Source organism: Microbacterium testaceum StLB037 (assembly GCF_008763945.1).
GTDB lineage: Bacteria > Actinomycetota > Actinomycetes > Actinomycetales > Microbacteriaceae > Microbacterium > Microbacterium testaceum_G.
The window spans coordinates 766,559-786,060 of sequence record NZ_VTQH01000001.1 but is presented as its reverse complement, the minus strand read 5'-3'; the positions used below and the strand labels follow the sequence as shown (position 1 = coordinate 786,060).

The following is a 19,502-nucleotide window of genomic DNA, read 5'->3' as shown; positions in this document are numbered from 1 at the left end:
GACACACATTCTGGACGATCGCGACCGATAACGAGACGAGACGGTGCGTGTTATCTTTGCCCGGACTTGTCGGAGCCGACGGTGCTCCCTCGCGTGCACCGCACGAGAGGACCACCCCGCATGGCTGAACTGCTGCACCGCCTCGGAACCTTCGCGGCGCGCCGCGCCTGGACGGTGATCGTCGCGTGGGCGGTAATCCTCGGAGTCGTCGTGGGTGGTTTCGCGATCGGCTTCAAGGAGCTCAGTTCGAGCTTCGACATCCCCGGGACGGCATCCGGTGACGTGATCGCCGAACTGCAAGGGGAGCTGCCCGATTTCGCGGGCGCTTCCGGTGCCGTGGTCTTCCGCACGAGCGACGGCTCCGCCTTCACCGACGAGCAGCGCACCGAGATCTCGGCTCTCGTGTCCTCGGCGGGTGATCTGCCCGATGTGGCCCGCGTCACCGACCCCTTCACCGCGCAGCAGCAGCTCGAGGATCAGCGCCAGCAGGTCGCCGACGGGCAGCAGAAGCTCGATGAGGCGCGCGCGCAGGCCGAGTCGGGGCAGCAGCAGCTCGACGCGGGCACGGCCCAACTCGAGGCCGGCCAGCAGCAGTTGGACCAGGGCAAGGCGCAGCTCGAGGCGGCACCGCTGCCCGCGGCGCAGAAGCAGGCGCAGCTCTCCGCGCTCGAGGCGCAGCAGCAGCAGATCGATCAGCAGCGCAGCGCGCTCGAGCAGCAGCAGACCCAGCTGACCGACGGCCTCGCGCAGATCGACGCGCAGCAGACGCAGCTCGAGCAGGGATCCGAGCTGCTCGGTTTCGCGGATGCCATCCGCTTGGTGTCGGAGGACGGTTCGACGGCGACCGTCAACGTCTCTTTCGACAAGCCGCGGCTCGAACTGGCCGAGACCTCGAAGGAGGCGGTCGTCGAGCACTTCTCGGGTACCCCCATCGCCGGTGTCGACGTGGCCTTCAACACCGAGATCTCCCAGGGCATCCCCGAGATCTTCGGTGTGGGCGAGGTCGTGGGCGTCGCGATCGCCGGCATCGTCCTGGTGATCGTGCTCGGCTCGCTCCTCGCGGCGTCGTTCCCGATCGTCACGGCGATCATCGGTGTGGCCATCGGGGCCATGGCGACGCTGTCGTTCTCGGGTGTGATCCAGATGGCATCCGTCACGCCCTTCCTCGGGGTGATGCTGGGTCTCGCCGTCGGCATCGACTACGCGCTGTTCATCCTGTACCGCCATCGCAAGCAGCTGTTGGCGGGGGCCGACGTCCGCGAGTCGATCGGGCTCGCGAACGGAACGGCCGGCAACGCCGTGGTCTTCGCCGGGTCGACCGTCATCGTGGCCCTGCTGGCGCTCAACATCACCGGCATCCCATTCCTGGGTCTGATGGGAACCGCGGGCGCGGTGAGCGTCCTGGTCGCGGTGCTCATCGCCGTCTCGCTCACTCCCGCTCTGCTGGGTCTCGCCGGCAACCGGATCCTCAGCCGTAAGGCGCGCGCTCGCGCCGCGGCCGCTCGCGATGGCGGGGAGCACCCGCGCCGTGCCGCGCGGACGGCACCGGTCGACGCCGGGGAGCACCCGCGCCGTGCCGCGCGCACCGAGACCGGGCCGGTCGCGACGAACGGACGTCCCGTCCGTCCGATGTCTACCGTACGCGCCGTGGTCACGATGCTCGTCGCGACCGTGGCCCTGCTGGTCGTCGCCATCCCCGCGCTCTCGATGCGGCTGGGCCTGCCCGACGGCGGTTCCGAGGCCGAGGACTCGACGGGCTACAAGGCGTTCACCTGGAGCGAAGAGGCCTTCGGTGCGGGGTCGAACGCCCCCCTGCTCGTCACGGCGGCGCTGCCGACGGGGACGACCGAGGGCGATGTGCAGACGCTGCAGCTCGACGTGGCCCGCGAGCTGTTCGCTCAGGACGATGTGGTGGCCGTGGCGCCCGTCGCGGTGTCCGACGACCGGACGATCGCCGCGTTCCAGGTCATCCCCGCCGAGGGCCCCAACGCGGTGTCGACCGATCAGCTCGTGCGCGACCTGCGCGCGCTGCCCCCGGTGAACGGCGACATCGATCTCGGCGTCGCCGGCGCCGCGGCGATCAACATCGACATCTCCGAGGGCCTGGCGGACGTCCTGCCGATCTACCTCGTCGTGGTCGTCGGCCTGTCGTTCCTCATCATGGTCATGGTCTTCCGATCTCTGCTCGTGCCCTTGATCGCGACCCTCGGCTTCGTCCTGTCGCTGTTCGCGACGTACGGTGCGGTCACGGCGGTGTTCCAGTGGGGCTGGCTGAGCGGTCTGTTCGGCGTGCACAACCCCGGGCCGATCCTCAGCTTCCTGCCGGTGATCCTCGTCGGCATCCTGTTCGGTCTGGCGATGGACTACCAGCTGTTCCTGACGACCGGCATGCGTGAAGCGTGGGCGCACGGAGCGTCACCGCGGCTGGCCGTGGCGCAGGGCTTCCGAGCCGGACGCACCGTCGTCATCGCGGCGGCGGTGATCATGATCTCGGTGTTCTCTGGGTTCATCACCTCGGAGGCGGTGATCATCAAGTCGTTCGGTCTGGGCCTCGGCCTCGGTGTCCTCTTCGACGCGTTCGTCGTGCGCATGCTGCTCATGCCGGCGGTCATGCACGTGCTGGGTGGCGCGGCGTGGTGGCTTCCGAAGTGGCTCGACCGCATCGTTCCCAACGTCGACGTCGAGGGATCGGCTCTCGAGCGGCGGCACCCGGCGCACCACGGGGAGTGAGTACCGCGGGTCGAGCATCGGCGGGCGGGGGAGCGCAAGCCCCGGTCGCGGGGCCCCCTCAGGGAACAGGATGCAGGGAACGACCGTTCCGAGGAGGACGACGATGACCGATCGCGAAGAGACCCAGGACGCCCCTGTCATGGACGGCGCCACCGACGCCGGTGTGGAGGAGAAGAAGGCGGGAGCGCAGCAGCAGCGTGCCGCCGATGCCGCCGTCCACGACGACGACGAGCCCGCGCAGCAGGATCTGAAGGACGACCTCCGCAGCATCCGCGGCTACGGCGAAGACCGCTGAGCGGACGACGACTCCCGTCCGGAGCCGAATGGGGGACGGGCTCGACGGGCGGGAGTCGTCGCGGACGCCGAGAGAGGCGTCATCCGCACCGGCGATGCCGGGGCCGGTTCTCGAAGAGTACGCCGCTGCACCACGCCCCGGACGTCCTCCCAGGCAATACGAAGGCGGCCCCGACGATTCTCGCGGGGCCGCCTTCGCCCCTGCGGGTTCAGGACTCCGTGGGGATCTCGCCCGCCGCGATCGCGTCGGCGTACGTACGGATGTCGGGGCCGGGCTCGTAGTCGATGAAGCGGTCCTTGATCCGTGCGTTGATCTGCGCGTAGGCCTCGTCGGAGGAGATGCCCTGGTTCTCGCGCGCGATGGCGACGACGGCCTCGCGCAGCACGCCGTCGGCGTCGTCGAGGATCTTCTGGCGGGCGGGCTCGTTCCAACGGATGTCTGAGATGTCCATGGCCACACGGTAGGTCGACGCCGATCCGGCGATCCCGGGGTTGCGTCGCACGAGACGATGTGCCGGGCAACCCACCTGGCTTCCGGCTTTCAGCACGACACGATGGGGGGATGTCGAGGGATGCCGTGACGCGCGCGCCGCACACCGTACGCACCGCTCTGCGGGACGCGGGCTGGTGGGCCCGGGACTACGCCTACGCGGTGCGGGCACAGGTGCGGGCCCTCACAGGTCGAGGCGGACCCGACTCCCTCGCCGAGGGGGAGGGGCCGCCGATCGTCATGCTCCCGGGCATCTACGAGACGTGGCGCTTCCTCGAGCCGCTCGCACGCGTCCTGCACGATCGCGGGCATCCCGTGCATGTGGTGGCCGAGCTCGGCGGCAACCGTCGACCGATCGCCGAATCGGCGGGCCGGGTGGCGGCGCTGCTGGTCGCGCGCGATCTGCACGACGTGGTGCTCGTGGCCCACAGCAAGGGCGGTCTCATCGGCAAGCACGTGATGGCGTTCAGCCCGGCGGGCGACCGGGTGCGCGCCATGGTCGCGGTCGCCACCCCGTTCGGGGGATCGCGCTACAGCCGCCTGATGCCCACCCCCTCTCTGCGCGCCTTCGCCTCCGGCGACGCGACCATGCGGGCGCTCGCGGCATCCGCCGAGGCGAACGCGCGTATCGTGTCGGTCTTCGGGCCGTTCGATCCGCACATCCCGGAGGGGAGCGAGCTGGCCGGAGCCCGCAACGTCGTGCTCTCCAGCGGGGGGCACTTCCGCGTCCTCACCGATCCGCGCGTCGTCGCCGAGGTCATCCGCGTCGCGGAGTGACGCGCGGGGTCACCGGCCTCCGCCGCCTCCGCCGCCCATGCCGCCGCCCGAGAATCCGCCGCCGAACGACCCGCCCGAGAAGCTCCCCGACCCGCTGGTCGTGGCCACCACGGGCGCGCTCGCGGTGCGCAGTGAGCCCATCGTGCTCGAGAACGCCACCGCCGAGAAGCCGTTCCCGCCGCCGTACCAGCGCAGGTCGTCGCCGCTGTCGCGCACGCGGGTGTCGAGGGCCTCGGCCCACTCCCTCTCGACACCCCAAACGACCGCCCAGGGCAGGAGCCGCTCGTACAGGTGCAGCACCTGCGCGGGGTCGCCCGGATCGACGGGCGTGCGCTCCGCACCCTCGGGGCTCTGGAGCACCCGCATGCGGTCGGCCTCGGCGAGCTGCAGGTAGTCGCGGAGACCCCGGAGGTGATCGCGCGCCGGGGCGCCGGCATCCGTGATCCGGTCCCGATACCTCAGGACGACGAAGGCCAGGATGCCGAGCAGCACGACCGCGGGGATCGCGACGACCTGCCACCAGGCCGGGGTCGTTCCGGCGGCGGAGAGGATGAGCGCGCCGACCGCGACCACGAAGGCCGCGACGGCCGCACCGGCCGCAAGGACAGAGGGGCCCGGCTTCTGCCTTTGCGTCCACCCGCGCGCGCGGAGCTCGGTCGCCGCCGCGGCCGGCAGCTTCTGCAGGGCCTTCGCGACGTCCTGCCGGTCGGGTCCCAGCTTCACGCGCTGCCCCGGATGCGGGCTGTCGCCGAAGACGGCGCCGATCACCGCGCCGTGCAACGGCGTCGCGTCCCGCGCGTCGACGAACTCGAGCTTGAGTGCGCGGGCGTCGTCCGTCGTATCGAGGATGCGCAGGCGCCCCGCGACGGCTGCGTCGAGAAGAGCGGCCGGGATGCCGGCATCCCGGCGCTGCACCAAGAGCGCGCCCTCGAGGACGTCGATGTCGGCGGGCGGCGCATACTCGGGGACGATGATCCCCCGGCCTCGGGCATCGCGGCCGCGCCGACGGGCGGCGATCGCGGCACCGACGCCGACGGCGCCGAGTCCGACGGCTCCGATCGACGCGCCGGCGAGCACCGGGGCGGCATCGACCGAGAACTGCTCGAGAGGGGTTCGCACCACCTCCCCGGGGACGAACGTGCCGCGGGCGAATCCGACGGAGATGGTGACGTTCTCGCGCGCGTCGAGCGAAGCCGCGGAGGAGGAGAACCGAGCCGAACCGTCGGTATCGACGGAGGTGGCGATGTCGCACGCGCGATCGGAGCCCTGCCGCCCGACGTAGCACGCGGCCGCGCCCTCCTTCAGAGCGGGGGAGAGAGCGGGATCGACCGCGAGACGCACCGAGACGACGCCGAAGGGCTGCTCCCACTCCGTGCCGTTCACATCGCGATAGAACTCGTCGGCGTCCGTGTCCGCGAAGGACCGGATCGTGTCGCGCTGCGTGTAGGAGATGACGTACGTCTGGACGCCCTGTACGTACGAGTCGTCGCCGGTCAGGACCCGCACCTCGCGGCGGTCCTGTTCGACCTCGTAGGGGACGGCGGTCCCGGCCCCATCCACCACGGAAGTGATGCGCGTTCGCAGGGGGACGCCGTCGTAGTCATCGGGGATCGAGCGGATGATGCCGCGGTTCTGATCCTCGTCGGGGAAGCGGGCCACGAGGGTCTCGGTCACGGAGAGTTCCGCGTGCCCATTGGACCCGCGGGAGAGCGTCATCTGCGCGTCGAAGGAGTCGAAGGTGAAATCGCTCGTGTCCGCGGATGAGGAGAGCGGGAAAGAGAGCACCACGAGAACGGTGAGGGCGACCACGGCCGTCGCGGCGCGCCACCGACGGAGGCGAACGAGGGACGCGTCGCGGGAGGCCATGCTCCGACGCTAGCCGCCGAGCGTCCCGCTCGACTCCCCCGCGCGGCGGAGTCCGTCGCTCGTTCGTCGAGGCGCGGCGGGGGTGTCGTCACGCCGCCGCGCTGGGCGGAGCCATCTCGTCCGGGGAGGGCGCGACGTGGACGGGGGCGTTCGCGGCGACGACCGCGCAGCAGACGCGACCGTCTGACGCGCACGCGTCGGCGACGGCGCAGCGCATGCGCTGCAGGAAGGCGGTGACCGCGACGGTCTCGGCCTCGCTCATGCCGCGCGTGGCCTGCATCATTCGCGCATGCAGGGAGGTGAGGGTGTCGCGCATCTCTTCGTCGGCGTGCGGTGTCGTGGTGACGAGCACCTTGCGGCGATCGGAGGGGTGGGGCGTGCGCCGCAGATGACCCGAGCGCTCGAGTCGGTCGAGGAGGGCGGTCATGGAGGCCGTGGACACCCCGAGATGACGCGACAGGTCGACGGGGGTGATGTCGTGGCCGGAGGCGACGGCTCTCGTGAGGAACCGCAGAACGAGAAGCTCGTTCTCGCCCATGGCCATGGATGTCTGCGTCCGGCGGCGCATCGCCATCTCGGCCGAGCGGTAGGAGCGCATCGCCTCCATCACGCGCGCGCCGCGCTCGTCGTCGGTGCTGTCGCTGTACCAGTACGACGGAGGTGCCGCGTTCTCGATCGACATCGGACTCCTAATATCTCGCTTGCCTATTCGCTAGTCTAGCTAGTAAGTTGATCGACAAGCAACGAGCAGAGGAAGACATCATGGCGAAGCTCTACTACGGCACGACGACCGAGCCGATCCACATCGACGACCGCATGCTGGCGCATGTCAAGGTCGTCGTGGCCACCAAGCTTCGCCGAGGCGAGAGCTTCACGCTCTCGTGGGTCCACGGGGCGGACGAGCCGACGGGCCGATCCACGATCTGGCTGCAGCCTTCGATTCCCCTGCGTTTCGTCTTCGACTCCGAGCAGCCCGAGGCGCTGGATCAGAACATGCTGAAGCGCATGGCGAACGATGCCAACTCCTCGCGCGGGCTGAGCCTCGACATCGCGTGGGAGGAGCCGGCTGCAGCCGCCCCCACGCGGGCAGCGGCCCCGGCCGCCAAGTCGTCGCGCTCTTTCGTACGCGCGGCGTGATGACTCCTGCTCCCCGTTCGGCCGGCGCGGGCAGAACGCGAATGAATCCGCTGGATGCCTGGGATGTCCCTACCGAACCGATTGCGGTCGTCGCCGAGGAGATCGCCGCCCTTACTCCTCGGTGACCGCCTCGTCGGGACGCGCCGGGGCGGCTTTGGCCGCGGGTTCGCGACGGATCAACACGACCGCCGACGCGAGCAGACCCGCGCCCACTGCGGCGAGCACGAGCTTCGGCTCGGTCGGTGAGTCCGCGGGGAACAGCAGAGTCGGGACGGCGAGCAGCCCCGCCGCAGCCACGCAGAAAGCGAAGCCGGTCGGGCGAGAGGGCCGGGAGCTCATCGATCTTCCTCCGAACGCTGGTTCGTCGACAGCCTAGGCGGTCGCCCGGGGCGGTCATACCCCGTGTCGGCCGCCGCGTCCACCACCGAGTGGGACGCGATGCCGCTGGCTAGCGTGACCTGACCGACGAAGGGATCACACCGTGCGCCACACCACGACCGCGCTGCTCGCCACGACGATTTTCGCGATGCTGGTCGCTCCCGCAGGCGGAGCGATGGCCGCGGGTGCCCCGCAGCTCGTCGCCGAGCCGGAGACCGTCTCGATCGGGGAGACGACCACGGTGACCGCATCGGATCTCGGCGGCCTCTCCTCCGCCACCTTCGGGCTCGCCGACACCGAGGCGGGTGCGTTCGCGGGCGCGGAGGCAGCGGGGGCCGCGTCCACGGCCGTCGTCGATGTCTCCGGAGGGACGGCGTCGGTCGACTTCACCCCCACCCGGTCGGGCTTCGTGGTGATCTCCGTGGGAACGGGGGAATCCGTCCTCGCCGAGACGACGCTGACCGTCGTCGCCGCCTCCGCAACTCCCGCCCCGGTGCCCACGACGCCCGCGCCGAGCGCGACGTCGACCGCGGCCACGGGTGACGACTCCGCTCAAGCGGAGCCCGATCCCGAAGCCGAGGCGGGGCGGTACGCCTTCGTGCTGATCCCGCTGCTGGCCGCCGCCGTCATCGGCGTCGGCGCGATCTTCGTGATCTCGCGCGGTCGGCGGCGCCGGCGCGGTGACTGACCCCGGGCATCGACGCAGGCGCGCAGAGATGCGCGGCCCCACCGACGGGTGAGACCGCGCATCCGGGGGAGGGTCGTCCGTCGACCGAGTCGGGATCTTGGGGGAGAACCACTCGACGAACGTCCCGGTTCGACGATGGCATCCCGGTCTCGTCCGGGAGCGTGATCACCGGCGTTTCTCACCCGGCACTTCGCCCGCCCGCTCGGGAGTGGGCGGTGACGCGACATGTTCTGGGCGGAGTGGTCGCGCCGCGATCGGTCGGGACCGCGGGAAAGGGCGCGGGCAGAGAATCCGCGTCGGACCCGCGGCCCCCCGGCTCACAGGTCGCGCTCTTCTCTGCCCGCGAGATCAAGCATCGGGCCTCGCCGGGCGTCCAGCCCGCCGAAGCGGGCGGATATCACCCCTCGCGCTCCGCAGATCACCTCCGATGCCGGTCGCACCCCGACGAAGCGGTAGTGTGGCCGAGCCCGTAGCAGGAGGAGCCGATGACCGAGACCGTCGAGCGGCCCGTCACGCGGGCGACGCGGACGCCACCCGCCCACGCCGCCCTCCTCGCCGGATCCGGGGGGATCGCGGCGTTCCTCAGCGCAGCCCTGATCTGGGTGTGCCGCCTGTGGGAGCCCGGCGTCCAGTACGTGAGTCAGCTCGGTGCGACGGCCATGCCGACCGCGCCCGTCTTCAACACCGCTCTGCTTCTGCTGGCGATCGCCGCTGTGCTCGTGGACCGTTCCCTCGTCGCTCGGGGCGGGGGATACGTCGTCGGGTGGCCCGTCGCCACGACCCTTCTCATCTGCGGTTTCTGCTTCGGCGTCGCGTCGGTCGTGACCTGCTCGCCCGGGTGCCCCATTCCATTCACGGCGGGGGCTCTCCCGCAGGATCTGATCCACATCACGTTCGCCGTACTGGGCTTCGTTCTCGCGATCGTCGCCATGGGTCAGGTCGCCGCCGTCCGGCGGCGCCCCTGGATGCGCACCGCCTCGGTGGTCACCCTCGTGGCCGTCGGCGCGACGTCCTTCACGGGCGCGATGATCGCCCTGTTCCGCGGCGACACCGTGCTCGGCGGAAACCTCGAGTTCACCGCGGCCACCCTCGCGATCGCCTGGTTCGGGGTCTTCGGTCTGCAGGTGGCCGCGGACGAACGACGTTCAGCCTCGGCACGGATGCGCCGCGGAACGGATTAGCGTTACTGCCGTGACGTACAGACGCCTGCTCCGCATCCTTTCGTGGGTGGCTCCGGTCGCGGCCTTCGTCGTCATCCTGGCGGTGCTCAAGGGAGCGGGGGTTCCCCTGTCCGTTCCCGGCATCGTGGTCGTGATCGTGCTGCTCGGTGTCTCCCGGCTGATGATCGGGCGATCCCGTCGTCGCCGGCGCACCCGCCCGATCACACCTCGGGATCGCCCTCGATGAGCCCCCACGCGTGGGCCGCCCGGATCGCACTCGAGCGGTCCGACACCTCGAGTTTGCGGTAGAGGCTCTGCAGCTGCGTCTTCACCGTGTTCGGTGAGACCACGAGCGCGCGAGCGATCTCGGCGATCGTCGAGGTCGGGGTGAGTTGGTTGAGCACCACCAGCTCGCGCTTGGTCAGGTGCGGCACGCTGACCGACGAGGCGAAGAAGGAGGAACGCGCCTCGACCTGAGCGCGGGACGACGGGGAGAGCACTTTCACCACCTGAGCCCGGTCCTCCGGAGCCACCGCGCCCCACGCGCTCCACAGCTCGTGCCGGATGCTCAGGGCCTCGGCGCGCTGGGCGGTCGCGCGGTGAGAGGCGACACCGTTAAGGCGCACGTCGGCGATGATGCTGATCACGAGGCTCTCGAGGGCAGCGCGCGGTGAGGGCTCGTGGTGGAGGCCCCACTTGACGCTCATGACGAATGCCTCGTGAGCCCGACCTGCGTACAAGTGCGAGAGGGCGATCGCGGGTGCCGTGACGGGGGAGAGCGTGAAGGGACCCTCGAATAGGGCGGATGCTTTCCGAGCCTGCCGGAGGGCGATGAGAACCTTCGCCCGCGCCATCAGAAGGTGGGTCGACTGGAAGTGCGAGGGCGGCGTACTGCGCGCCCGCGACATCCACGTGCGGAGGAGACCGAGGGCGTCGGAGGCCGCACCGGACAGCAGGAACGACAGGATGTGCGCGGAGGCGGCGAAAGGCCAGAGCTCGCGCGCGCCGGCGGTGGCCGATACGGTGTCGAGGAGTTCGCGCGCCTTCTCCGCCTCCCCGCCCTCGAGGACGACCCACGCGGATGCCAATCGCAGGCCCTCTCCCCAGGGGGAGGAGTACCAATTGTCGTCGCGGTTGGCCTCGACGATGGACCGCGCGGTGCGGACGTCGCCGTCGATGAGGCAGATGACGGCACGTGCGCCGCACGCGCGGAGCCGACGAGCAGGGGGAGCCGTCCGCTCGGCGAGCGACAGGGAGACCGCCGCATCGCGCAGGCGCCCCATCGCGAGCGACGTCAACGCCACCTGATACCACCCCTCCGCCATGGTTTCGGGAGGGAGATCCCGTGTCCGCCGCAACACGTCCGTGAGCATCCCGGCGGATTCGGTCGCGAGAGCGAACCGACCGGCCGCGCGCAGAAGACTGATGCGGACGATGAGGGCCTCGGCGTTGCCCGCCGCAGCGCTCTTGGCATCGGGGAGCCTGCTCAGGGCGGAGACGACGAGTCCAGGGGTTTCCGACGATGTCGCGGTGTCGGGGTCGAGCGTCAGCAGCGCCTCGACGGCCGCCGGCGAGGTGGGGGCGCTCGACCGGAGGCGAGAGAGCAGGCGCGCGAAGCCCTCGCCGTTGCGCGCCCAGATCTCCGGTCCGGAGCTGCGCAGCACCCGGGCCAAGATGGACCACTGCCCGGCGTCGGCCGCGAGCTGGGCGGCGAGGAGCGGTTCGCCGCCGGAGACGAGGTGGTCGAGCAGGCGCAACCGCGCCGCCGACACCAGCGCCGGCTGTCGGGCGGTGATGTCGTGCAGCCAGCGCTCGCGGATGGGCTCGGCCAGCACCAGTCTCGTCGCACTGGGCCACACGAACCCCGCGTTCTGCAGGTGATCGAGCAGCTCTCGCGTGGTGCCCGCCGTGGAGTCGACCCCCAGCGCGTGTGCGATCGGCTCTGTGACGTACGGGGCGACGGCGAGGAGTCGGACGTCGTCGGTGACGGGCTCGGTGAGGCGTTGCTCCATGTCGCGGGTGAGCGCCGCGCCCGCGTAGGCCGCCACCGCGGCCGCCTCCTCTCGGGTGCGCAGGGTCAGCTCCTCCAGGCGGAGCCGTGCACCGGCCAGCTGCACCAGCGCGGGCCACCCGTGCGTCCGCTCCGCCAGCTCGTCGATCGCGACCTCGGTCGATTCGATCCCGTTCAGGGTCAGGACGGCGGCCACTTCGTCGCGGGTCATGAGCAGGTCGGGAGCGGGAAGGACCTGCACGTCGAACTCGAGGGCGATGAGCGGGCTCTCCAGCCCGGTCGCCAGCCGTGTGGCCACGACCAGGCGCAGATTGCTGTCGGCGCGCAGAAGCTGGAGGAGATGGTCGCTGGAAAGCCCCACGCCCTCGACGTGGTTGTCGATCAGCAGGACGTGAGCGGCCGGTCCCTCGGCGAACGCGTCGACGATGCGTTGGAGCGCCTCGGGGGAGGTGAGCGTGCCGTCGATGAACTGCACGCCGCGCTCGGGGTCTGCCTCGAGCGCCGCCGCGAACTGACGCAGGAGAGAGGTCTTGCCGACGCCGGCGGGTCCGCGCAGGAGGACGACGTCGCTGCTGAGTGCTTCTTCGAGACGGTTCAGTGCGTCGGTACGCGGGGCCCAGAACCGGCTCGTACGACGCACAGCACGAACACCGGCGGGCACGGCATCCACATCGATCAACATCAGGACCTCCCAGAGCTGGGGCGACGCGCCCCTTCGGGTGGGGCGGTCGCCGACGAGGCGAAAAAGTGCCGCGTCGAGATGATCTTGTGGGTGATCTACGGCCCACCCGTGCCGAATCCGGATCTTTCATCCCCCTCGTCATCCCCTCTTCACCCTCTCGGCATCACCCTCGCCTCGAGCGTCGCCCGGTGTACCCCCCGCTTTTCGCCCGGTCCTCATCCGCCACCCGCTCGGCGGCGGCGATGTGGCGGGTGCCTAGGCTTCGGGCGACCCGACGGCGCCGCCGTTGCGTCAGGCGAAAGGCGGAACGAGTGGATATGCAGCGGGTGGTGCGCATCTTGCGCGCCTACTGGAGGGCGATCATCGCCCTCACGGTGATCGGCGGGTTGGCGGGCTTCGCGTGGAGCGCCGTGCAGCCGCGGGTGTACACGGCCGACGCGAGCGGATACGTCGCGGCCGTCGCCTCGGACGGATCGACCGGAGCCGCGCTCGCCGGAGATCAGCTGGCCCTCTCGAAGGTCAAGTCCTTCGTCGACATGGGGTATTGGCGCAGCGTCGCGGAGACGGCGCGCGACCAGCTGGGTCTGACGGACAGCCCCGAGGAGCTCGTCCAACGCATCCGGGTGTCGAACCCCGTCGACACGGTCAACGTCCGGGTAGATGCCACGGGCCCCACGCCCGAAGCCGCGCGTGACCTCGCCGAGGCATGGATCCAGGGGATGGCGAAGCAGGTCGATCAGCTCGAGACCGGTGGCAGCGGGAAGGGGGCCGTGCGCCTCGTCGCCGGCGATTCCGCCCGCCTGCCGACCGCGCCGTCGTCGCCGAACGTCAAGCTGGACATCGCCATCGGCGCGCTGGGCGGCGCGGTCATCGGTGTCATCTTCGCGCTCGTCCGCCGCACCTTCGACCGCAGAGTGCGCACCGTGCGCGACGTCGCCGAGGTCACCGATGCCTCGGTGATCGGTGCCCTCCCCGTGGACAAGGAGCTCGCCGGGGGTCGAGCCGTCTTCTCGTTCGACGACATCAGGGACGGTCGCGGATCGTTCGCGCATAAGGAGGCGGTGCGCGAGCTCCGGACCAACCTCCAATACGTGGACGTCGATCGTCCTGCCCGCATCCTGGTCGTGACCAGCCCCCTGCCGGGTGACGGAAAGTCGACCACCGCGGCGAACCTCGCCGTGAGCATCGCGGCGACGGGACAGTCGGTGGTGCTGATCGACGCCGATCTGCGGCGACCCGTCCTGGGCAGCGTGTTCGGGTTCTCCGACGACGTCGGCCTGTCGGACGTGTTGGCCGGACGCGCTCAGATCGAACAGGTGGCGCACCAGGTCGACGAGCACGCGCGCCTGTTCGTCGTCGCGGCGGGGCGCACGCCCCCCAATCCGAGCGAGATGGTGGGCTCGCAGCGGATGCAGTCGCTCGCCCACAAGCTCGCGGAGGATCTGGTCGTCATCATCGACTCGCCGCCGACCCTCGCCGTGGCCGACGCGGCCGTGATCGCGAGCTGGGCGGATGGAGCCGTCCTCGTCGTCACCGCCGGCCGCACGACCGACGACATGCTCACGCGCGCCGCCGACAACATCGCCAAGACACGAGGGCGGCTGCTCGGCATCGTCCTGAACCGCGTGGCCCTGCGCGGAGCGGACTCCGGCTACTACGGCTCGCAGTACGCCGGGTACTACGGCTACGGGGCCCCGCAGCGCGGCCGACGTTCGCGGCGGTTCGGATTCCTGCGAACCCGTCGAGGCGCCTCGACGGGGTCGGGCGCAGAGGAGGCAGCGGCGAGGCAGCATCGCTCGAGCGAGTTCCCGCCCGAGAACGTCAGTGGACTGCGGACTCTCTCCCAGCGGAGGAAGCCGGGGAACCCCGCGGGTGATGGAGCGGGCGAAGTCGGGGGCGATCCGAACGTCGACCACTCCCTGCAGGAATCCGGAATCCCTCCTCGTCGAGGACGGTCGAGGGAGGGGTGAGCGCTCCCCGGTGAACGACGAAGGCGCCGACTCGATCGAGTCGGCGCCTTCGTCGTTCTCAGTGCGCGGTGGAGCCGGGCGCGAAGACCGCCTTGAAGGTTCGGAGCAGGATCGCCACATCTCCCACGAGCGACCAGTTCTCCACGTAGAACAGATCGAGGCGGATCGCGTCGTCCCAGGCGAGGGCGGAGCGGCCGCTCACCTGCCACAGGCCGCTCATGCCCGGGCGCACCATCAGGCGGCGGTGCGCGTCGTCGTCGTAGAAGCGCACCTCGGCGTCTCGCTGAGGCCGGGGGCCGACGAGGCTCATCTGGCCGCCCAGCACGTTGAACAGCTGCGGGAGCTCGTCCAAGGAGTACTTGCGCAGCCATCGTCCGACGGGGGTGATGCGCGGGTCGTTCTCCACTTTGAACAACGGGGTTTCCGAGCGGCCCTGGGCGGACAGCAGCTCCTGTAGTCGGGAGTCGGCCCCGTCGATCATCGACCGGAACTTGAGCATCCCGAAGGGCTCTCCGCCCTGGCCCACGCGTTCCTGACGGTAGAGGATCCGGCCGGGCCCGGACGCGCGCACCAGAAGAGCGATCGCCGCCAGCACGGGAGAGAGCAGGAGGATCAGAGCCCCCGATCCCAGGATGTCGAAGCCGCGCTTCATCACGCTCTGGGCGGCGGAGAACCGGGGCGTCTCGACGTGGACGAGCGGCAGTCCCGCGACCGGGCGCGTGTGCAGGCGCGGGCCCGCGACGTCGGTGAGATTGACGGCGACGATGAGGTGCTGTCGGCCGGGGTGGAGGGTCCACCCGATACGTCGGATGTCGTGGGCGTCGAGCGTCGCCCCACCGGAGACCAGCACGCTGTCGGCCTCGCACACGGACAGCCGGTCGCGAAGATCGCCCGCCAGGTCGTCGGTCCAGGTCGCCCCCGAGCTCGCCCGGGCGACGGCGAGTTCGCCCACGACGCGCAGTCCCGCGGCGGGGTGTCGTGCGAGCTCGTCGGCGACGCGGATGTTCTCCTGCGCACTGCCCACGAGCAGGACCCGGGTGCTCATCCCGCCGGCGCGACGGCGTCGAGCGAGCCACACGCGGCAGATCATGCGTCCGAAGACGAGGCTCGCCGCGCCCAGGGGGAGGGCGAGCAGGAAGTACCCGCGGGAGAGATCGGCACTCGTCAGATACGCCGCGATCCCGACGAGCCCGAAGAGCTGCGCCGAAGCGCTCAGGATGAGTCGATACTCCCCGACGCCGTACCCGATGGCCCTCGGCTGGCGTGTGCCCCACACCGCCAGCGCGATCAGCCACGCCACGGAGAGCACGGCGGAAACCGTCGTGTAGTCCAGCGGAGCGGATGCCACGTGGACGGTGTGCGGGCCCAGCCAGACGACCTGCGAGCCGAACACGGCGGCGAAGACCACCACGACGTCGACACCTGCGACGAGGCGTGCGTACCGCCGCTGCCAGGAGCCGCGGCGCGGGCCCGAGGGCGGGGTGATCTCCGCGGGGACTTCGGGTGACTCAGCGAGTGAGACGGATGTTTTCATGACTGCTCCGCAGTTGACGCCCGGGGACTTTCCCCGTGCCTCGCTCCGGGTGCGGAGAGGGCGGTGGGCGCGGGGACTCTCCCACCTCGCCGTCGCGCGATCGGAACGTGCTTCCCGGAGCGCAACGGGGTGAGGCGCCTGTCGAGCGCTGAGCGTCCGCTTCCCGCGGTGCGCGTGCCGCTCAGGGCGGGGCGGCGCGCGCGTTCTCCCTAGTCGGATGATCGCCTGCGATCTCACCCCGGAGGGCATCGACCTCACCCGTTCCCGCGGGCGTCGGCTAAGGGGCGCGAGGCCTTCGGTGGGAATGTTTACATGTTCATGTGAGCGTGGGCCGCCGATCAAGCTGGAACCATGACCGACGCACCCGACCCCTGGTCCGATTTCGCTCGAGAGTTGGGCGTGCGCATGCTGCGCGCGCGGGCCGAGAAGAAGATGTCGCAGGAGCAGGTCGCTCACGCAGCGGGCCTGGCGACCTTCACGTATCGCAAGCTCGAGAAGGGCGAATCCAACCCCGGCACCGCGGCGAATCCGCGTCTGCGCACTCTCGTCGCGCTGTCGGACGTCCTCGGAGTACCGCTTCGCGACCTGATCCCCACCCCGCCGAAGGGCCTCCCGCCCGGTCAGTGACGGCGGTGTCGGAGGTTCGCGATGTAATGCGTTCGTGCCCACCGGTGTTCGGGTCGTCGTCGGCGGCGACCCCGGAAGAGAGGTGTCAGGCATGAGTTCACGCGGAAGACACGAGCAGACCAGCGAGGACCGCAGATGCGTCTTCGCGTGGTGCACCACCGAACACGGTGCGACCGTGCACCCCGACGATGAGGATCACCGCAGCCGGGGGACCGGCCTCACCGCGCGCGTGCGCAGGGGCGCGGCGCGTGGGTCCGGGGTCCTGACGGATGTCGAGGTCGGACTTCTGCAGCGCGGCGACGACTCCGAGACGTGGGTGGTGGTCGAGACGAGCGACGGCACGTCGATCTGTCTCCCGGTGCACGCGGTACGTGCTCTCATCGCCCGCGTGGGGGAGGACCGCCCGGTCGCCGCTGTGCTGTCTCCGCGGGAAGACCTCGACTGATCGGCGGGGCCGTCGGGTCAGCGGGACGCGGCGGCCACCCGGCGCGCGGCGCGTCGGTCGTGTGCCCATGCCCAGAGGGCGGAGCCGACGTACAAGCCGCACAGCGGGAGGGCGATGATGAGCATGCTCATGAGGTCTGACGGAGGGGTGACCGTCGCCGAGAAGATCACGATCACGATCAGCGCGACCCGCCACCCTCGGATGATGCTCGCCGCGCTGAGGACGCCGACGGCGTTCAGCGCGATGACGGCGAGCGGTGACACGAAAGCCACTCCGACGCCGACGACGAGCTTGAGGAGGAAGTCGAAGTACTGACTCGCCGTCAGCATCGTCGTCGAGCCCGCCGGTGCGAATCCGGCGAGCAGATGGACGATCTGCGGCACCACCAACCAGCCGAAGGCGACACCGCCGGCGAAGAGGGGAACGGCGGTGCCGACGAACGCGACGCCGATGCGTCGCTCGCGTCGGGTCAGTCCCGGGACGAGGAAAGCCCAGATCTGGTACAGCCAGACGGGGGCGGCGAGCACGATGCCGATGGCCAGGGCGATCTTGAACCGCAGATCGAAAGCTTCGCCGATCCGCGTGAAGTTGAGGCTCGTCAGCGAAGGCCCCGTGACGTGGGCGACAGGCTCGGCCGCCGCGGCGATGACCGCATCCGAGAAGGCGAAGCCCACGATTCCCGCGACGATGATCGCCACGGCGGCGATGGTGACGCGTTTGCGCAGCTCGGAGAGGTGCGAAAGCAGAGGCATGGCGCCTCCCCGGCCGTCTGCCTGCCCGGCTTCGCGGGGGCGTCGACCGCGCCCGCTGCGTGTCATGGAGTCGACGTCGAACCGGAGCCGCCGTGTCCGGGGTGCTCGTCCGTGGTGGCGGTCGGCGACGGCGTGTCGGCGTCTTTCCCGGCCTTGGTCTCTTTCGTCTCGGACCTCAGGATGCGAACCGATTCCCCGACGCTCTTGGCGAGGCCGGGCAGTTTGGCCGCGCCGAACAGCAGCAGGATGACGGCCAGGATGAGGATGAGATGCCACCCGGAGAACGCGTTTCCGAAAATGCCCATCGGGGGACCCTTCGTTCGAAGTCGAATCTCCATGGTCGATCGCCCTCGGCGCGGCGCCGGGCGTCGGACCGCAACTTCGCCCTCGAGGAGGGGCCACTTCACCTGCCGAGCGAGGGTGCCCGTAGTTTCCGGCCCGGCCAGCCTCGAGAACCGGATGAGCTTGACTGTCCGGGCGTCGCGGTCGGCGCGGGAGGAGCGGAACGATGCGGAAGAGCACAGGATGATCGGCGGTCGCATCGTCGTCGTCTGCACGGCCAACGTGATCCGATCCCCCTTCGTGGGGGGATTGCTGGCCTCGCGTCTCGCCGCGGGCTCGGCCTCCGCCCTCGTCGTCGCCAGCGCCGGCACGGTAGCGCGAGCAGGGATGCCCGCCGTCGACGAGGTGGTCCGGCTCGGGGGCGTCTACGGCGTCGACCTGAGCGCTCATCGTTCGCGGCGACTCGATGACGCAGTCCTGCAGACCGGCGACACGGTCCTGTGCGCCGAGCGCGCGCACCGCCGCGTCGTCCTCGACCTGCGCCCCGACTTGATCTCATCCGTGTTCACGGTGAGGGAATTCGCGCGTCTCGTCGAGTCGGCCCGGGTGCGCGAGGCGGCGTCGTCGTGGCCGACCCTCGTGCGCGCGGCGGCCCGCGCGCGGCTCGCCGTCTCCTCCGCGGGTGCGGGCAGTGACGACGACATCGTGGATCCGATCGGGCAAGGAGAGCCTGTGTGGTTGGAGTTCGAGCGGCAGGCCACTCTCGCCGTCTCGGCGATCCTCGGAGCCCTCAACGCCCTCCCCGCCGTCGCGGCCGAGGGAGAGGGAGCCGTCGGCATCCCTTCCTCGCGTCGGGAGTACCGCTCGAGAGCGGCGTCGCCGATGCCTTCCGTGGCCCCCTGGCGGTCGTGACATGTTCGACATGGGGATCGACAAGCTTGTCATCGTGGGCATCCTGATCGGCGTCATCGCGGGCCCGGCGAGGCTTCGGGAGTGGCGTCGAGCCCTGCCGCGCTTCGTCGGCCGCGTGCACGCGCTGTATCAGCAGGGCCGATCTCAGGTCGTGGGTGAGCTCGACGAGCTGGCCCCCGACTGGCGGGAGTACGACCCGCGTCAGCTCGACCCGCGTCGAATCCTGCGCGACCTCGGGGAGGAAGCGGCTCGGGCCACGGCACCGGCCCCGGAGGGGGCGAAGTCAGGACCGATCGCGGGTGTGCGAGCGGGTGAGGAAGCGTCGGACGACCACCGTCGCGACCGCCCCGACGACACCACCGACGGTGTTGGCGGCGACGTCCAGGGCGCTGCTGGTTCGCCCGGGCAGGAAGACCCCCTGGAAGATCTCGACCAGGAGCGGGACCACCCAGGCGACGCCGAGCAGTCGCCAAGGGTGTCCGCGCAGCAGCGCCGACAAGAGGACGCCGAAGGGCGCGAAGAGGACGACGTTGAGGCCGAAGTCCATCGTCTCGGCGGTCGCACCGGGGAAGAGGGCGTACAGGATCGCGTAAGCAGCACCGGCGTGACGGTCGAGATGATCGGGCCAGAGCAGGATGACCCCGAGGCCGCAGAGGTAGACGGCCGCCACGATCATCGCGACGTGTCTGCGCCGGAGCGGCGCGCCGGGGGTGGGCACGCACCACTGTAGGCACACCCCGACCCCCGTCACGGTGCTCCGGCGGCGG

20 protein-coding genes are annotated in these 19,502 nt (G+C 70.5%); 11 read left to right on the top strand and 9 right to left on the bottom strand.

The window, feature by feature from the left end; genetic code table 11:
- Window positions 1-120: 120 nt before the first annotated feature.
- Complete coding sequence (locus F9B98_RS03650; protein WP_150953022.1) at window positions 121-2,730, top strand: MMPL family transporter; 2,610 nt, start codon at window positions 121-123, stop codon at window positions 2,728-2,730.
- A gap of 103 nt (window positions 2,731-2,833) precedes the next feature.
- Complete coding sequence (locus tag F9B98_RS03645; protein WP_150953017.1) at window positions 2,834-3,025, top strand: hypothetical protein; 192 nt, start codon at window positions 2,834-2,836, stop codon at window positions 3,023-3,025.
- Between the two features lie 208 nt (window positions 3,026-3,233).
- Here the strand turns inward: F9B98_RS03645 and F9B98_RS03640 are convergent, their stop codons facing one another.
- The gene (locus tag F9B98_RS03640) at window positions 3,234-3,476 is read right to left on the bottom strand and encodes a hypothetical protein (RefSeq protein ID WP_150953014.1); all 243 of its coding nucleotides are present in this window, start codon (window positions 3,474-3,476) and stop codon (window positions 3,234-3,236) included.
- Between the two features lie 110 nt (window positions 3,477-3,586).
- On the opposite strand from F9B98_RS03640, the gene F9B98_RS03635 reads away from it, so the two are divergent.
- Window positions 3,587-4,291, top strand: a complete 705-nt coding sequence (locus F9B98_RS03635; protein ID WP_150953011.1) for an esterase/lipase family protein — start codon at window positions 3,587-3,589, stop codon at window positions 4,289-4,291.
- A gap of 9 nt (window positions 4,292-4,300) precedes the next feature.
- Here the strand turns inward: F9B98_RS03635 and F9B98_RS03630 are convergent, their stop codons facing one another.
- Together F9B98_RS03630 and F9B98_RS03625 are read right to left on the bottom strand one after the other, a co-directional pair.
- A complete protein-coding gene (locus F9B98_RS03630; RefSeq protein WP_150953008.1) occupies window positions 4,301-6,157 on the bottom strand; it encodes a DUF2207 family protein in 1,857 nt (618 codons plus the stop codon).
- A gap of 88 nt (window positions 6,158-6,245) precedes the next feature.
- Complete coding sequence (locus tag F9B98_RS03625; RefSeq protein WP_150953005.1) at window positions 6,246-6,839, bottom strand: MarR family winged helix-turn-helix transcriptional regulator; 594 nt, start codon at window positions 6,837-6,839, stop codon at window positions 6,246-6,248.
- An 80-nt stretch (window positions 6,840-6,919) separates the two neighbouring features.
- Here F9B98_RS03625 and F9B98_RS03620 point away from each other — a divergent pair, with 80 nt between their 5' ends.
- Window positions 6,920-7,294 (top strand): hypothetical protein, encoded by a 375-nt coding sequence (locus F9B98_RS03620; protein WP_150953002.1) that lies wholly within the window; start codon window positions 6,920-6,922, stop codon window positions 7,292-7,294.
- A 111-nt stretch (window positions 7,295-7,405) separates the two neighbouring features.
- On the opposite strand, the gene F9B98_RS03615 is transcribed toward F9B98_RS03620, so the two are convergent.
- On the bottom strand, window positions 7,406-7,633 hold the full coding sequence (locus F9B98_RS03615) for a hypothetical protein (protein ID WP_150952999.1): 228 nt from the start codon (window positions 7,631-7,633) through the stop codon (window positions 7,406-7,408).
- A gap of 142 nt (window positions 7,634-7,775) precedes the next feature.
- Here F9B98_RS03615 and F9B98_RS03610 point away from each other — a divergent pair, with 142 nt between their 5' ends.
- From F9B98_RS03610 to F9B98_RS03600, 3 genes are all read left to right on the top strand, one after another.
- The gene (locus tag F9B98_RS03610) at window positions 7,776-8,360 is read left to right on the top strand and encodes a hypothetical protein (protein WP_150952996.1); all 585 of its coding nucleotides are present in this window, start codon (window positions 7,776-7,778) and stop codon (window positions 8,358-8,360) included.
- Between the two features lie 485 nt (window positions 8,361-8,845).
- Complete coding sequence (locus F9B98_RS03605; protein WP_150952993.1) at window positions 8,846-9,541, top strand: DUF998 domain-containing protein; 696 nt, start codon at window positions 8,846-8,848, stop codon at window positions 9,539-9,541.
- Between the two features lie 10 nt (window positions 9,542-9,551).
- Window positions 9,552-9,767, top strand: coding sequence for a hypothetical protein (locus tag F9B98_RS03600; protein ID WP_150952990.1), 216 nt, complete (start codon window positions 9,552-9,554; stop codon window positions 9,765-9,767).
- Here the strand turns inward: F9B98_RS03600 and F9B98_RS03595 are convergent.
- Window positions 9,742-12,213: a LuxR C-terminal-related transcriptional regulator gene (locus F9B98_RS03595; protein WP_150952986.1), complete on the bottom strand. Its 2,472-nt coding sequence runs from the start codon at window positions 12,211-12,213 to the stop codon at window positions 9,742-9,744. The genes F9B98_RS03600 and F9B98_RS03595 overlap by 26 nt on opposite strands.
- Before the next feature lie 317 nt (window positions 12,214-12,530).
- Here F9B98_RS03595 and F9B98_RS03590 point away from each other — a divergent pair, with 317 nt between their 5' ends.
- Window positions 12,531-14,183, top strand: coding sequence for a polysaccharide biosynthesis tyrosine autokinase (locus F9B98_RS03590; protein WP_225310279.1), 1,653 nt, complete (start codon window positions 12,531-12,533; stop codon window positions 14,181-14,183).
- Between the two features lie 58 nt (window positions 14,184-14,241).
- Here the strand turns inward: F9B98_RS03590 and F9B98_RS03585 are convergent, their stop codons facing one another.
- A complete protein-coding gene (locus F9B98_RS03585; RefSeq protein ID WP_150952980.1) occupies window positions 14,242-15,717 on the bottom strand; it encodes a sugar transferase in 1,476 nt (491 codons plus the stop codon).
- Between the two features lie 351 nt (window positions 15,718-16,068).
- Between F9B98_RS03585 and F9B98_RS03580 the strand changes: the two genes are divergently transcribed.
- Together F9B98_RS03580 and F9B98_RS03575 are read left to right on the top strand one after the other, a co-directional pair.
- Window positions 16,069-16,344: a helix-turn-helix domain-containing protein gene (locus F9B98_RS03580; protein WP_150952977.1), complete on the top strand. Its 276-nt coding sequence runs from the start codon at window positions 16,069-16,071 to the stop codon at window positions 16,342-16,344.
- A 91-nt stretch (window positions 16,345-16,435) separates the two neighbouring features.
- Window positions 16,436-16,789, top strand: coding sequence for a hypothetical protein (locus F9B98_RS03575; RefSeq protein ID WP_150952974.1), 354 nt, complete (start codon window positions 16,436-16,438; stop codon window positions 16,787-16,789).
- Between the two features lie 17 nt (window positions 16,790-16,806).
- Here F9B98_RS03575 and tatC read toward each other — a convergent pair whose 3' ends face one another.
- Together tatC and tatA are read right to left on the bottom strand one after the other, a co-directional pair.
- Window positions 16,807-17,541, bottom strand: a complete 735-nt coding sequence (gene tatC, locus F9B98_RS03570; RefSeq protein ID WP_150952971.1) for a twin-arginine translocase subunit TatC — start codon at window positions 17,539-17,541, stop codon at window positions 16,807-16,809.
- 62 nt (window positions 17,542-17,603) lie between these two features.
- The gene (gene tatA / locus F9B98_RS03565; protein ID WP_150952968.1) at window positions 17,604-17,846 is read right to left on the bottom strand and encodes a twin-arginine translocase TatA/TatE family subunit; all 243 of its coding nucleotides are present in this window, start codon (window positions 17,844-17,846) and stop codon (window positions 17,604-17,606) included.
- A gap of 220 nt (window positions 17,847-18,066) precedes the next feature.
- Here tatA and F9B98_RS03560 point away from each other — a divergent pair, with 220 nt between their 5' ends.
- Window positions 18,067-18,735 carry a hypothetical protein gene (locus F9B98_RS03560; protein ID WP_191966656.1) on the top strand — a complete coding sequence of 223 codons (669 nt, stop codon included), beginning with the start codon at window positions 18,067-18,069 and terminating at the stop codon, window positions 18,733-18,735.
- A gap of 283 nt (window positions 18,736-19,018) precedes the next feature.
- Here F9B98_RS03560 and F9B98_RS03555 read toward each other — a convergent pair whose 3' ends face one another.
- Entirely contained in the window at window positions 19,019-19,453 is a 435-nt protein-coding gene (locus F9B98_RS03555) for a VanZ family protein (protein ID WP_150952961.1), read from the bottom strand.
- Window positions 19,454-19,502 lie beyond the last annotated feature (49 nt).

What these genes read in the sequence shown, in the direction of transcription:
- F9B98_RS03650 (WP_150953022.1), top strand. Translation starts at nt 121, where the DNA reads ATGGCTGAACTGCTGCACCGCCTCGGAACCTTCGCGGCGCGCCGCGCC.
- F9B98_RS03645 (WP_150953017.1), top strand. Translation starts at nt 2,834, where the DNA reads ATGACCGATCGCGAAGAGACCCAGGACGCCCCTGTCATGGACGGCGCC.
- F9B98_RS03640 (WP_150953014.1), bottom strand. Translation starts at nt 3,476, where the DNA reads ATGGACATCTCAGACATCCGTTGGAACGAGCCCGCCCGCCAGAAGATC.
- F9B98_RS03635 (WP_150953011.1), top strand. Translation starts at nt 3,587, where the DNA reads ATGTCGAGGGATGCCGTGACGCGCGCGCCGCACACCGTACGCACCGCT.
- F9B98_RS03630 (WP_150953008.1), bottom strand. Translation starts at nt 6,157, where the DNA reads ATGGCCTCCCGCGACGCGTCCCTCGTTCGCCTCCGTCGGTGGCGCGCC.
- F9B98_RS03625 (WP_150953005.1), bottom strand. Translation starts at nt 6,839, where the DNA reads ATGTCGATCGAGAACGCGGCACCTCCGTCGTACTGGTACAGCGACAGC.
- F9B98_RS03620 (WP_150953002.1), top strand. Translation starts at nt 6,920, where the DNA reads ATGGCGAAGCTCTACTACGGCACGACGACCGAGCCGATCCACATCGAC.
- F9B98_RS03615 (WP_150952999.1), bottom strand. Translation starts at nt 7,633, where the DNA reads ATGAGCTCCCGGCCCTCTCGCCCGACCGGCTTCGCTTTCTGCGTGGCT.
- F9B98_RS03605 (WP_150952993.1), top strand. Translation starts at nt 8,846, where the DNA reads ATGACCGAGACCGTCGAGCGGCCCGTCACGCGGGCGACGCGGACGCCA.
- F9B98_RS03595 (WP_150952986.1), bottom strand. Translation starts at nt 12,213, where the DNA reads ATGTTGATCGATGTGGATGCCGTGCCCGCCGGTGTTCGTGCTGTGCGT.
- F9B98_RS03590 (WP_225310279.1), top strand. Translation starts at nt 12,531, where the DNA reads ATGCAGCGGGTGGTGCGCATCTTGCGCGCCTACTGGAGGGCGATCATC.
- F9B98_RS03585 (WP_150952980.1), bottom strand. Translation starts at nt 15,717, where the DNA reads ATGAAAACATCCGTCTCACTCGCTGAGTCACCCGAAGTCCCCGCGGAG.
- F9B98_RS03580 (WP_150952977.1), top strand. Translation starts at nt 16,069, where the DNA reads ATGACCGACGCACCCGACCCCTGGTCCGATTTCGCTCGAGAGTTGGGC.
- F9B98_RS03575 (WP_150952974.1), top strand. Translation starts at nt 16,436, where the DNA reads ATGAGTTCACGCGGAAGACACGAGCAGACCAGCGAGGACCGCAGATGC.
- tatC (WP_150952971.1), bottom strand. Translation starts at nt 17,541, where the DNA reads ATGCCTCTGCTTTCGCACCTCTCCGAGCTGCGCAAACGCGTCACCATC.
- tatA (WP_150952968.1), bottom strand. Translation starts at nt 17,846, where the DNA reads ATGGGCATTTTCGGAAACGCGTTCTCCGGGTGGCATCTCATCCTCATC.
- F9B98_RS03560 (WP_191966656.1), top strand. Translation starts at nt 18,067, where the DNA reads ATGATCGGCGGTCGCATCGTCGTCGTCTGCACGGCCAACGTGATCCGA.